This is a genomic window from Burkholderia sp. JPY481, from assembly GCF_038900515.1.
In the GTDB taxonomy this organism is placed as follows: domain Bacteria; phylum Pseudomonadota; class Gammaproteobacteria; order Burkholderiales; family Burkholderiaceae; genus Paraburkholderia; species Paraburkholderia youngii.
The window spans coordinates 145797-158325 of record NZ_JAYMRT010000010.1 but is presented as its reverse complement, the minus strand read 5'-3'; the positions used below and the strand labels follow the sequence as shown (position 1 = coordinate 158325).

The window sequence follows — 12529 nt, the reverse complement described above, 5'->3', positions numbered from 1 at the left end:
CGCCTTGAACACGTGGGTCCGTTGCCGTTACGCTATTTGCTGCTTTGGCCCGAGACAGGTGCTCCATGCGCGCCAACCATTCTTTGCCTACGCAAACTGGCATGCCCGTGTTCCAGACGACGGGCCATTTCTGCTCATTCGGCAACGACGCGATTGCATTGCGCTGGACGCACGAGAACGAACGTCTCGCGGGTGTCTCGCTGATCGATTGCGAGCGAAAACGCACGCTGCTGATCGCCACGCCGTTCACGCTCACGCTCGCTGACGGAACCACCGTGGGCCTGGACGAGGTGAAGGTCGTGGCACCGGCGAGCGACGCTGCGCTCGAACCCAACCCACACGCGTCCCGCCTGGGCGAACGAATCGCAGGGCGGCGCGCAAGCGTCTCCCTGATCGATAATCATGGACGCCTAAAGCTGCAATGGAGCGTCGAGCAACGCGAAGGATCACGATATCTGCGCGTCCAACTGGCAATTACGGCGCTTCTTCAGGATGAAGCGATCACTGCCGTCTCATTGCTGCAGACGCGTGCCCCTGGCGCCAAGGCCAGTCCTGAGCGCAAGGGCACGCCAGCCACTACGGGCAACTTGTATCTGGGCTTCGAGCATCCGTTGGCGACCAGTCAGGTAGATGGCGACACTCTGAGCTTTACGCTGCATCGCGCGTTGCCGCTACAGAAAAACAGGACGTTGGTCTACGCCGCAGTGGCAGGTGTAGCCAGTGACGGCCAGCTTCGGCGCGATTTCGGCATCTATCTGGAGCGGGAACGTGCTCGCCCGTATCGTCCGTTTCTGCACTACAACAGCTGGGGCGACATCGGCTACCTGACGCCGTATACGCAGAAACAGGCGCTCGAACGCATCGAGACGATCGGCCACGAGTTGCATACAGCGCGCGGGGTGCAAATCGATTCTTTTCTGTTCGACGATGGTTGGGACGATCTTGGCGGCGGCTGGCAATTCAGCAATGCCTTTCCAGATGGCTTCGTTCCGCTGCGCGACGCTGCCGCGCGAGTCGGCGCCGCTCCCGGCATATGGCTTTCGCCGTGGGGCGGCTACGGTACGCCAAAACAGGAACGCGTAGCGCGAGGACGTGCCGCTGGTTATGAGGTCATCGACAACGGTCTCGCGTTGTCGGGTCCGACGTATTACCGGCGCTTTCATGAAGTCGTGAGGGACTTGCTCGACAAGGGCGGCATCAATCAATTCAAGTTCGACGGCACAGGCAATGCCGACAGGGTGTTTCCTGGCAGCCTGTTCGATAGCGATTGGGACGCGGCGATTCAACTGATCGAGGACATCCGCGCGGCCAAGCCCGAAACCTTCATCAATCTCACTACAGGTACGCATCCGTCGCCGTTCTGGCTGCGCCATGTCGACTCCATCTGGCGCGGCGGCAGCGACGATGGCCTCGCAGGCAGCGGCACGAACCGCGAGCGCTGGATCACCTACCGCGACACGCAGACGTATCACAACGTCGTGGAGCGCAGTCCGCTCTTTCCGCTCAATTCGCTGATGCTGCACGGCATCCTGTACGCGCAGTGCAATCCACGCCTCAATACCTCGACGGGAAACGCATTTTCCAACGAGGTGTGGTCGTACTTCGGGACCGGCACGCAATTGCAGGAGCTCTACATCACGCCGGGGCTGCTGGGCGAGCACGACTGGGATGTGCTTGCGCGCGCCGCGAAATGGGCGCGCGAAAACCGCGACATCCTGCGCGACAGTCATTGGATTGGCGGCGCGCCGGACGAACGGGCGGCTTACGGTTGGGCAGCCTGGGCGCCGCACAAGGCTATCGTGACGCTGCGCAATCCTCACAGTCGCACGCAACGCTTCACGCTCGACCTGCGGCGCCAACTGGAGTTGCCGGATGGAGAGGCGGGACGATTCGAGGCGCGCAGCGTGTGGCGTGCAACGGCTTCCGGCATTACCGCTCAACTTGACGCTGATCTGCCGCAAGCCGTGCAACTCGCGCCGTTCGAAGTGCTCACGCTCGAACTGCTGCCGGTTGCCGCCGCGAAACGGTGAAGGGGAAAGGGCGTGCGCGCTAGTACAAGCGATCGGCGAGTGGAATCGGCTTCGCGTCGATCTGATGGAGGTCGAAGACCAGCACCTCGTTGTTACCTTGCACGAGCCACGGCGCCGGGCAATACAAGCGCCTTTGCGGGCCGATGTTCCAGTAGCGTCCCAGGTTGTGACCATTGACCCAGACGAGACCCTTGGTCCAATTGCTCATGTCGAGCCACGTGTCGCCGACTTCAGTCAGCAGCACATTCGCCTTGAAAAAGAGACCGGGTTTGCTCGGGTTCGTGCACGCTTCGTTGAGGTTAGCGATGAACGTGTCATCCATCGGCAACAGGTGGACGTCCCATTCCTCGATCAACGAGACTGAGCCGTCTACGTGTTGCATCGTGACCGGTTCGAGCAGACCTTTGCGGTCGACGAGCGCGGGTCCGAAGTTGACGCGCCCCATGGCCTCGACGAGTATCTCCAGCGGTACGGGACCGTCCGGGATCGCCTCTTGATTTTGCCGCACCGAAGGCAGCGCAAGCGGCGCGCGGTGCATCATGTGAAGCGACCGCGCGTACCTGCGCGGCAGTTGCGCTCTCGATACGCCGCCCGCGTACTGTTCTCCAACGAAAACGGTTGCATAGTCGTGGACGCCGCTGATATCAAGCACGCCGCTCGCGTGCTTCGGCAAAAGCTTGCGATACAGCACGAAGCCAAACGCCTGACCGTAATGTTCAAACGACTGCGGATCGAGGCCTTGCTCGCGCGGCAGCGCCGCGGGCAGGTTATCCCAGATCGACGCGTAGAGCGTCGGCATCAAGACCCCAATGCCTGCGCAGCCAAGCGTGGCGACGGCGTCGGGTATGGCTGGCAACGGTTCGGGCAGATAGCTGGAGATCAGGTCTCGATACTTGAAGTACTTCGGCGTCGCCATGCCTTGCTCGTTGATCGGCGCGCAGTAGTCGTAGCTCGTGATGTCGGGCTGATAGTTGCCTGCATCGTCCACGTTAGCGCCGGCAAAAAAGCCGAAGCTCGTGCCGCCGTGAATCACATACAGGTTGAACGACAGTCGCGCCTGCATGAACGTGGCCAGGATGCTGGACAGGTCGTAGTCCACGCCCGCGAAGCCCGCTTCGCCCCAATGGGTAAGCCACCCCGGATACACCTCGCCGGCCATCGCGGGCACCAAGGGGAACTTGCGGCGCAACGTTGCGATTTGCGCTGCATTGCCGTTGCTCAGCGCGATCGCGCCGCCGGTCACCGTGGTGTGATTGCGTTCCAGTTGCGCGAGACCGTCTTCGGTGTAGAACGGCCCGGTTATGCCTCCTTTGAGCCAAAGCTGCCTGAGCTCTTCGAGGTAAGCCGGGTTACTCGCATACGAACCGAATTCGTTTTCGATCTGGATCATCAGGATCGGACCTCCGTGCTCGCACATCAATGGCTTGATACGCGGAACCAGTTCGTCGATATAGCGAGCCACCGCCGCCATGTAGCGAGGATCGGTGGCCGAGTCGGTCCGCAACTGGATGTCCGGATCGCGCAACAGCCAGGAAGGGAGGCCGCCCAGGTCCCACTCTGCGCAAACGTAAGGCCCGGGACGCAACAGCACCCACATCTGCTCGGATTGGCATAGGCGGATGAAGGCCTCGATATCGCGGTTACCGCTATGGAAGTCGAACACGCCGCTGTGCGTCTCGTGGTAATTCCACATGATGTACAACGCGATGCAGTTCATCCCCATCGCCCTTGCCATGCGGATCCGGTGTCGCCAGTATTCGCGTGGGATACGGGCTGGATGCATCTCGCCGCTGCGAATCTGGAACGGCAGGCCGTCGAGCAGGAAGTGTTCGCCGTCGGGGCTAAACGAGAAGGTGTGGCCACGTTCGAGTTTCACGATGGACGTTATCAAGTTGGCGAATGTAGGCTAACTGTATTCGATAGAATGAATACACGCGACGGCATTTCGGCATTCCGGGCGAATGCGATGCGCCGCGCAACGCTGTAGCGGTAATTCTGTAGGCCTGACCGCAAATGAGTACGGGCAAGATTTTGTCCGGCATCGCGATGGCCGCGCTGCCCACCGCATGCGCCGCTGCGGGGGCGTCCGGTGCGTGTGTGCCGTCGTTCTCCGAGGTCGCCGTCAAGGATGGACTCGCAGTGCGGACCCGCTGCGCTGTCTCCGCGCCCGCGCTCTCACGCGTCACCGAACGCCTGAACCGCGCGGTGAAGCACGACGGGCTTTCCGCCGAGCAACGTGCCGCGCTGGCGAGCGCGGCCAACACGATGCTGCACGCGATCTTCTCGCAGACTGATCACGACGAAGCCACCAACGAAGCCGCGCTCGCCAACTTCGAACCGATCCTCGAAAGCCTCGCATCGCAGATCAGGACGCGCTCCGACATCGACCTCGCAGCCGAGGCTTCGGAATGGAACGCACGTTATGAAGGGCTGCTGCGCAGGTTATCGATTACGCACAGCACGGCCCCCACCGAATTGCAGGCCGCCGCCGCCGTGAGGCGCCTCGATCTGGATCACGCATCTGCGTTGCTCACGCGGCTCCTGGCAGATGCAGCCGGCAACGTACAGCTAAGCGCCGCGCGCAACTACGAAGCGGCGAACATCGAACTGCTTCGCTTCATGCCATGGAACGCGCTGCCGTACCTGGAGCATGCCCATACGCTGCAACCCGACGATACGAACATCGCCGCGGCATTCGCCGACACGCTGCTCGCGCAGCACGAGCCCGAGCGTGCCGAGCCGGTGTATCGGGCGCTGCTGGTTCAGTATCGGACGCTTGCGCAACAGAGGCCTACCGCGTGGCAGCCGTCCGTCGCGCGCACGCTCAGCAAGCTCGGCAGTCTGTATGTGATGCTGCGGCAGCAGAAGGAAGCCGAAGCCGCATGGCTGCACGCGCTCGAAGTCTACTGGGCGCTCGCGCGCGTGGACCCTTCGGCCTACGGTCCCGCAGTCGCAAACACCTTCGATAGCCTCGCAACGTTGTACCGCGACACGCAGCGTCTGCAGGATGCGGCCGACGCGTGGCGCGAAGCTCTGGCCCTCGACCGTGCGCTGGCCCGGCAGGACCCGGCAAAGTACCGGCCCGCGGTCGCGATGACGCTCAACGACCTCGGTATCCTCTACAGTGCGACCCAGCGCACCCATGACGCGGAACTCGCCTACCTCGAAGCGCTCAGCATCCAGCGCGCACTCGAACATGACAATCCCGCCGCGTGGCGTCCGGCGCTTGCGCGCACGCTGAATAACCTCGGGAACTTCTACAGCGCAAGCGGGCGGCTGTCGGAAGCGGAGCACGCTTACCGGCAAGCTCTGAAGATCCGTCAACAGCTCGCCCGGGAAAATCCCGCGATTTACGAGCCAGACCTCGCGCATACGCTGGGCAATCTGGGCGTGCTGTACCGCCTCGAACGGCAGCCGGCCAAGGCGCTGCAGACCTACCAGGACGCGCTGCGCATCGTCCACGCGCTGTCGCGCGATACGCCGGTCGCGTACCAGCCTGACGAGGCACGGATACTGAACAATCTGGGCGTGCTCTACAGCCGCACGGGCAGGCCGCGCGAAGCGGAAGACGCATGGCGCCGGGCGCTGGATGTGTACCGCAAACTCGCCCACGACGATCCGTTGACCTGGCGGCAGGATGAAGCACGCACGTTGCGAAATTTGGGCACCCTGCTCAGCCACACGCAACGTTCGGCGGAAGGCGACGCATTGGAACGCGAGGCCGACGAGCTCATCGATTCAACGCGGGCGCCATAGATCCGAGGCAAGCGACAGCGTCGCCACAGAGTCAGAGCAGTGGGGGAAACCGTCGCCTGTCGGCGCTCAGCCGAATACGCCCCGGATCACGTCTTTCTCGAACTCGACTGTCCACGCCGTGCCGTGTCCGGTCTGGTACTCCCGTTCCCGCAGTGACGACGTGCGAACGACGGTGACACTGCCCCTCAGCGGGTAGACCTCGTCGACGATATCGGTCGCTCCGGTCTCCTGAAGCACAAAGTCGGATTCGGCGAGATGGTGCCGACGCAGGACGGCGAGAAAATCAGCCCTTTCGTCGGGTGCGATCACTGACATTGGGCGCCTCCTTTGGGCTGAGTCTCACCGAAAAAACCGTGATCGATCGAGACATAGACGGCCCCTTATAAGGTACAAACCGTGCTTTCATTCTAGGCCTTTGCACCGCTTGTCACGCGAAGTTGCGGCGCCGCTCACCGATGCACGCTGCACTTGCGTCGTACTGATCCGCCGCTCATTTCCGCGCATTCAGCCGGCGTGCGGATTGCCGGTGCGTGAACTATTCTGAAAAGATCGCAAGTGTTCATTCCTTTTCAGATATTCGACAGGAGGTGTGCCATGGCGATGTCGCCAACCTTGCAGGAGTGCCTGCGCAGCAAGGGTTCCCGCTACGAAGTCGTGCGTCATCCGTACAGCCACTCGAGTGTCGAAACGGCTGCCGCGGCGCACATTCCGGGTGACCGCCTTGCCAAGACCGTGCTGCTCGAAGACGAACACGGCTATGTGGCCGCCGTGCTGCCATCGACTTACGCCGTGCAGCTCTCCGAGTTCTGGAGCAAGACCGGGCGCCGGCTTGCTCTCGCCACGGAAGTCGAACTGCGTGAATTGTTCAAGGACTGCGATGCCGGAGCGGTGCCGCCGATTTGTATGGCGTATGGCATGAAAACCTACCTGGAATCGAGCCTGGCAGGTCAGCCGGACGTCTACTTCGAGGCGGGCGATCACGAAGAACTGATCCATATGGAAGCGGATCAGTTTCTCGCGCTGATGGGCGATGCGGAGCGCGCGCATTTCGCACGGCGGATGCGAGGGCTGGGCAGCGGCCGGGCCTGAGGCGGGGTCCGGGTGGTGCCGCCGTCAGTCGCAAAGCAGCCCAACCATCGGAATCGCGGGGATTCGTCCCGCGATCAGGTCGGCCGTGATTCGAGCCGATCCGTGTGACATCGTCCAGCCGATGTGCCCGTGACCGGTATTTAGATAAAGATTGCGGTACCTCTTGCGGCCAAAAAACGGCATGTTGGTTGGCGTCATCGGCCTGAGACCGGCCCACATTTCGGCGCGATCGTAGTTCGCGCCGGCCGGGTAGAGTTCCTGCGTCACGCTCTTCATGAACGCAAAATCAGAAGGCTTGTGGCTCGTGTCGTAGCCGGCAAACTCGGCCGTCGCGGTGACCCGGATCCGGTCGCCGAAGCGCGAGATTGCGACCAGGTTGTGCTCGTCGACCGCTGCAACGGCGGGCGGCATGGGCCGGCCGTCGATGGGAATCGTCAGCGAGTATCCCTTGATCGGATAAATCGGAAGATCGATGCCGATCTGTCGGGCGAGAACCGGACTATAGGGGCCGAGGGCGAGCACATACGCGTCGCCTTTGACAAGGCCTCGGCTCGTTCTCGTGCCGACTATGTCCTGCCCGGCGGTTTCGAAGCCGTCGATAGTCGTCTCGCTCAGAAGCGTGCCGCCACGCGCGACGATCTTTTCCGCAAGCGCGCGGGTGAATTTCGCAGGGTCTCCGGTCTCATCGGTTGGGCAGTGAATGGCGCCCGCTATCCGGTCTTTTGCCGAAGCCAGCGACGGGTCGAGCGCGACCACCTCATCGGGGTTGAGGACCCTGATGACCTGCCCATCGGATTCCAGCAGCTTCATGTGTTCGATTCCGCGGTCCTGCGCCTCCTGAGTCCGATGGAGATACAGAATTCCGCGCGCATTTCGATCGTATTCGATGGCCTCCTCGGCGATTACATCCTGTAGTACTCGCTGCGAATACGCGGCAAGCCGATGCTTGAGCAGGGTATTGCGGCGTGCCTTCTCCGATGTGCATTCCATCAGGAAACGCCACGACCAGCTGTAAAGCCTCGGGTCCGCCGAGAACTTGAAGCGCAACGCCTGATCTTTCAGCACCAGCGATTTGAGCAGAATCATTGGCGCTTTCGGCGAGGACCAGACGAAGGAATGCCCGGGCGCGATCATGCCCGCGTTACCCCAACTGGTTTCCGCGGCGACTAAAGGCTGCCGCTCGACGATCACGACCTCATGGCCGTCTTTCTGCAACTGGTACGCGGTCGTCACACCGACCACCCCGCCACCGAGCACGATAATTTTCATAATGTCCTGAGATACAGGGGGCTGCGGCGCTCTCACTTCCATTGCGGCTGATTCAGCACCATGCCGTGCTGCCCCTTGTAGGCAGCCACAGCCGGCGGCGTCCAGCCGTCCAGCATTTGCGGCGCGAGTTGCCAGACCTCGATGCCGAGCGGCCGGCACACTTCCAGCGGATCGCGCGCGTCGGGTCCCCACATCGGCACCGACAGATCGCCGCCCGGACAGGTCGACAGTGCGCACAGCAAGTCGATCTCCGCGAAGAATTCGAGGTAGTCGCCTTTCTTTGCCGGACACGCCTTCATGAAGTATTTGTCGTCGAGATTCAGGCCGGTGCACTGGAACACGTTGAGCACGTCGTGGACGTCGTATTCGGTCAAGCCATACGGGGCGATGGCGCGCGTCAGGTTCGAGTGGCAGTGGAAATGAAAATCCTCGCCGGTCAGCATGCGGTTCACGTAGGGATCGCAGCGCGTGCCGAGCAGATCGTGGACGCGGCCGCCGTGCTCGTCGACGCCGTAGCCGGCGAGACTGTCATCGGTGATGGTCACCATCGGACGCAGGAATGGCAGCGTCGACCACAGACGGTCGAACGTGCTCACGTGCGCCTGCTGCAACTGGCGCGTGCGCGATGCCCACATGCGCTCGCGCGGGTTGTGCCGGTTCCACATGTTCAGGTCGGCAACCTGCGGGCCTTCGATCGTGACGATGCGAAACACGTGGCCGGCCGGCACGGTCCACGCTCGCCCCGAGCGGATCGGCACGACGATCGATTCGACCAGCGTGCGGGTGTCGTGCTGTGAGGCGATGCGCTGATAGAACGTCTTGTCGACGTCGAGCGCCGAGCCTTTGGTGGACTGATAGGCAGCAGGGTAATTCAGCATCATGCGTTCTCCCTCGAACTCAGGCCTGAGCCTGTATTAGGATTTCCTCGCGCGGCTCGGTCGGCGGGTCACTCTGCCGACATGGCACTGCCTCCCAGATAGGCAGCGCGGACCCGGCTGTCCTGAGCCAGCTCGCGGGCGGATCCCGCGAGCGCAATGCGCCCACTTTCCAGCACGTAAGCCCGATGCGCGATTCGCAGCGCCTGGCGGGCGTTCTGCTCGACCAGCAGTATCGAAGTGCCTTCGCGGCAGATGTCGGCGACCATGCCGAAGATCGCGCGGACCAGCTTCGGCGCGAGTCCCATCGATGGTTCGTCCAGCACGACGATACGCGGGCGCAGCATCAGGGCTCGGGCAATCGCCAGCATCTGCTGTTCGCCGCCGCTGAGCGTGCCTGCCAGTTGGCTGCGGCGCTCGCCGAGCCGGGGGAAAGTCGCATACAGCTGATCCCTTCGCTGTTGCAATGCGGTACTGTCGCGCCGGATCAGATAGCCGCCCAGATGCAGGTTTTCCTCCACCGTCAGCGCCCCGAAAATGCGCCGCCCCTCCGGCACGTGACCCAAACCCAGCGCCACGATCTGGTGTGCGCGCAATCCCGTCAGGCGCTGGCCGTCCATCGCAATGTTGCCCGCGCGCGGCCGGATCAATCCGGAAATCGCCCGCAGTGTGGTCGTTTTTCCCGCGCCGTTGCTGCCTAGCAACGCGACGACCTCGCCCTGTGCGACGTCCAGCGAGATGCCGTGCAGCACTTCGACAGTCCCATAACTGACACGCAGATCGCGGATTTCTAGGAGTCCCACAGCGATTTCTCCCCGGCGGTATCGTCGCTCGCCTCGTCCTTTTCGGCTGTGCCGAGATAGGCATCGATCACGCGCGGGTCCGCCTGGATCGCGGCGGGCGGGCCCTCGGCGATGATGACGCCGTGATCCATCACGATGATCCGGTCCGACACGCCCATCACCAGCATCATGTCGTGCTCGATCAACAGCACCGTCACGCCATGATCCCGGATCCGCCGGATCAGTTCCATCAGCGCGCGTTTCTCTGTCGGGTTCATGCCCGCTGCCGGCTCGTCGAGCAGCAGCAGTCGCGGGCTGCTGGCGAGCGCACGGGCGATCTCCAGCCTGCGTTGGTCGCCGTAGGGCAGATCGGCGGCGCGCTCGCCCGACCTGCCGGCAAGACCGACGAAGGCGAGCCAGCGTAGGCCCTCGGTGGAATGGTCGGCCGCCTCGGCGCGCGCGGACGGCAACGCCAGAAGCTCGGCGGCGAGCGGTGTCCGAAGCCGATGATCCATGCCGGTCAGCACGTTTTCGAAGGCCGTCATGTGGCCGAACAGGCGGATGCCCTGGAAGGTGCGCGCCATCCCTTGATGGACGATGCGATGAGGCGCGCCGCCGGCAAGCCGTTCTCCGCACCAGACGATCTGACCGCCGGTCGGGCGGATCACGCCGGTCAGGCAGTTGAACACGGTCGTCTTGCCGGCGCCGTTCGGACCGATCAGGCTCACGATCTCGCCGCTCTTCACCGCGAAGCTGACACCGCCGACCGCCAGCACGCCGCCGAAGCGGCGCTGCATGTCGCGTACCTCCAGCAAGGTCTCGTCGGTGACCGCGTGGCTGGGCACCGGAGCCCGATCGGCGTCAGCGCCCTTGCGCGCCGGCGCGACGCGGCGCAACGGCGCTGGCCACAAGCCCTGCGGCCTTAGCAGCATCAGGATCACGAGCCCGATCGCGAAAGCGAAAATGCGCCAGAGGTTGAGAAAACGCAGTATCTCCGGCAAGCCGGCGACGATGATGGCGCCGAGGATCACGCCGGGAATGCTGCCGCGCCCGCCGAGCACGACGACGATCAGGATCGTGACCGATTGCAGATACGTGAAGCCGGTCGGATCGATGGTGCCGAAGCGGGCGGCGAACAGACTGCCGCCGAGCCCGCCGATCAGCGCGCCCATCACATAGGCGAGCAGCTTGACGCGCAGCGTCGGCACGCCGACGGCCTCGGCAGCCGCCTCGTCCTCGCGGATGCTGGTCCAGGCGCGGCCCAGCCGCGACCGGCCGAGCCGGATCGCGAACACGAGCACCACCACGAGGAACGCCATGCCCAGTTCGTAGAGCGCTTGCGGCGAACTGATCTCGAAGCCGAACAGGCTCGGGCTCGCGATGCCGAAGATGCCGTTCGGGCCACCCGTGATGTCGAGATTGGTGGCGACGATACGCGTGATTTCGCCGAACCCCAGCGTGACGATCGCCAGATAGTCGCTGCGCAGGCGCAGGGTGGGGTAGCCGATCACGATGCCCGATACCGCGGTGAACGCCAGACTGAACGGCAGCGTTTCCCAGAACGAGAAGTGCAGCAGGGTTTCCAGCAACGCCGTCGTGTACGCGCCGATCGCGAAGAAGGCCGCGTAGCCCAGATCGAGCAATCCGGCGTAACCGACCACGATGTTCAGCCCAAGACCCAGGATCGAATAGGTGACGATGGTCAGGCCGACATCGACCACATAGTTGCTGGCGACCGCGCGCAGCGCCACGGCGGCGGCCAAAAGCGCAGCGCCGACAGGCCTGGCCCAGCGCGCGGAAGCCTGACGGGCGCTCATAAACTACATTCTCTCGACGACGCGTTCGCCGAACAGCCCGGTCGGCTTGATCACGAGCACGGCGATCAGCACGCCGAACACGAACACGTCGGTCCATTGGGAAGAGACATAGCCCGCGCCGAAGGCTTCGAGCAGGCCGATCAGGATGCCGCCCGCCATCGCGCCCGGGATGTTGCCGATACCGCCGAGGACGGCGGCGGTGAACGCGCGCAGGCCTAGCACGAAACCCATGAAGAAATTGATCTGCGTGTAGTAAAGCCCTTCCATGACGCCCGCCACGGCGGCCAGCACCGATCCCAGCAGAAAGGTGAGCTGGATCAGGCGTTCGACGTCGATGCCCATCAGACGCGCGGCGTCCTGGTCGATGGCCAGCGCGCGCATCGCGGTCCCAAGGAACGTGTGATGAACGAAGAAATACAGCGCGAGCATCAGCGCCAGGCTTGCGACGATAATGCCGATCTGCGCGAACGTGATCTGCACGCCGTGGAGTTCGAACCCCGCCTGGCTCAGCACATGCGGATAGGTGCGAAAGCCCGCGCCGTAGATCAGCAGCACGCCATTTTGCAACGCCAGCGAGACGCCCAGCGCGGTGATCAGAATCGACAGCCGCGGCGCGCGCAGCAACGGCTGATACGCGAGCCGCTCGATCAGCAGGCCGAGCGCGCCCGTGACCGTCATGGCGGCCACCAGAGCGATCAGCAGGGCGAGCGCGAGCGGCAGATGCGCGGACGCCAGCACCATCAGGCCGGTCCAGCCGATGAACGCGCCGACCATGAACAGGTCGCCATGAGCGAAGTTGATCAGCCGGATGATTCCGTAGACCATCGTGTACCCGAGGGCGACGAGCGCGTAGAACGAGCCGGTCGTCAGCCCTTCGATCACGAACTGGAAGAAGTCGCTCATGACGGCGC

The 12529-nt window shown here is 63.4% G+C and carries 10 protein-coding genes; 3 read left to right on the top strand and 7 right to left on the bottom strand.

The features are described from left to right. Positions 1-101 precede the first annotated feature (101 nt). Positions 102-2030, top strand: a complete 1929-nt coding sequence (locus VSR82_RS23545) for an enterotoxin (protein WP_429463221.1) — start codon at positions 102-104, stop codon at positions 2028-2030. Between the two features lie 19 nt (positions 2031-2049). On the opposite strand, the gene VSR82_RS23540 is transcribed toward VSR82_RS23545, so the two are convergent. Next, the gene (locus tag VSR82_RS23540) at positions 2050-3921 is read right to left on the bottom strand and encodes a beta-galactosidase (RefSeq protein WP_498858103.1); all 1872 of its coding nucleotides are present in this window, start codon (positions 3919-3921) and stop codon (positions 2050-2052) included. Between the two features lie 122 nt (positions 3922-4043). Here VSR82_RS23540 and VSR82_RS23535 point away from each other — a divergent pair, with 122 nt between their 5' ends. Then, on the top strand, positions 4044-5786 hold the full coding sequence (locus VSR82_RS23535; protein WP_429463223.1) for a tetratricopeptide repeat protein: 1743 nt from the start codon (positions 4044-4046) through the stop codon (positions 5784-5786). Positions 5787-5852: 66 nt separating this feature from the next. On the opposite strand, the gene VSR82_RS23530 is transcribed toward VSR82_RS23535, so the two are convergent. Beyond that, entirely contained in the window at positions 5853-6101 is a 249-nt protein-coding gene (locus tag VSR82_RS23530; protein WP_018436237.1) for a hypothetical protein, read from the bottom strand. Positions 6102-6380: 279 nt separating this feature from the next. On the opposite strand from VSR82_RS23530, the gene VSR82_RS23525 reads away from it, so the two are divergent. Then, a complete protein-coding gene (locus tag VSR82_RS23525; protein WP_368581338.1) occupies positions 6381-6875 on the top strand; it encodes an aminoacyl-tRNA deacylase in 495 nt (164 codons plus the stop codon). Positions 6876-6899: 24 nt separating this feature from the next. On the opposite strand, the gene VSR82_RS23520 is transcribed toward VSR82_RS23525, so the two are convergent. The 5 genes from VSR82_RS23520 to VSR82_RS23500 form a co-directional block, all read right to left on the bottom strand. Then, positions 6900-8144, bottom strand: coding sequence for a D-amino acid dehydrogenase (locus tag VSR82_RS23520; RefSeq protein ID WP_498858126.1), 1245 nt, complete (start codon positions 8142-8144; stop codon positions 6900-6902). Positions 8145-8176: 32 nt separating this feature from the next. Then, entirely contained in the window at positions 8177-9022 is an 846-nt protein-coding gene (locus tag VSR82_RS23515; RefSeq protein ID WP_410850923.1) for an urea carboxylase-associated family protein, read from the bottom strand. A 68-nt stretch (positions 9023-9090) separates the two neighbouring features. Beyond that, the gene (locus VSR82_RS23510) at positions 9091-9822 is read right to left on the bottom strand and encodes an ABC transporter ATP-binding protein (protein ID WP_410850909.1); all 732 of its coding nucleotides are present in this window, start codon (positions 9820-9822) and stop codon (positions 9091-9093) included. Next, positions 9810-11618: a branched-chain amino acid ABC transporter ATP-binding protein/permease gene (locus VSR82_RS23505; protein ID WP_498858102.1), complete on the bottom strand. Its 1809-nt coding sequence runs from the start codon at positions 11616-11618 to the stop codon at positions 9810-9812. Before VSR82_RS23505 ends, VSR82_RS23510 begins: the two co-directional genes overlap by 13 nt. A gap of 3 nt (positions 11619-11621) precedes the next feature. Continuing rightward, positions 11622-12521 (bottom strand): branched-chain amino acid ABC transporter permease, encoded by a 900-nt coding sequence (locus VSR82_RS23500; RefSeq protein WP_149669379.1) that lies wholly within the window; start codon positions 12519-12521, stop codon positions 11622-11624. Positions 12522-12529 lie beyond the last annotated feature (8 nt).

Coding starts and splice junctions, on each gene's coding strand:
- VSR82_RS23545 (WP_429463221.1), top strand. CDS start 102: ATGCCCGTGTTCCAGACGACGGGCCATTTCTGCTCATTCGGCAACGAC.
- VSR82_RS23535 (WP_429463223.1), top strand. CDS start 4,044: ATGAGTACGGGCAAGATTTTGTCCGGCATCGCGATGGCCGCGCTGCCC.
- VSR82_RS23530 (WP_018436237.1), bottom strand. CDS start 6,101: ATGTCAGTGATCGCACCCGACGAAAGGGCTGATTTTCTCGCCGTCCTG.
- VSR82_RS23525 (WP_368581338.1), top strand. CDS start 6,381: ATGGCGATGTCGCCAACCTTGCAGGAGTGCCTGCGCAGCAAGGGTTCC.
- VSR82_RS23520 (WP_498858126.1), bottom strand. CDS start 8,144: ATGAAAATTATCGTGCTCGGTGGCGGGGTGGTCGGTGTGACGACCGCG.
- VSR82_RS23515 (WP_410850923.1), bottom strand. CDS start 9,022: ATGCTGAATTACCCTGCTGCCTATCAGTCCACCAAAGGCTCGGCGCTC.
- VSR82_RS23505 (WP_498858102.1), bottom strand. CDS start 11,618: ATGAGCGCCCGTCAGGCTTCCGCGCGCTGGGCCAGGCCTGTCGGCGCT.
- VSR82_RS23500 (WP_149669379.1), bottom strand. CDS start 12,521: ATGAGCGACTTCTTCCAGTTCGTGATCGAAGGGCTGACGACCGGCTCG.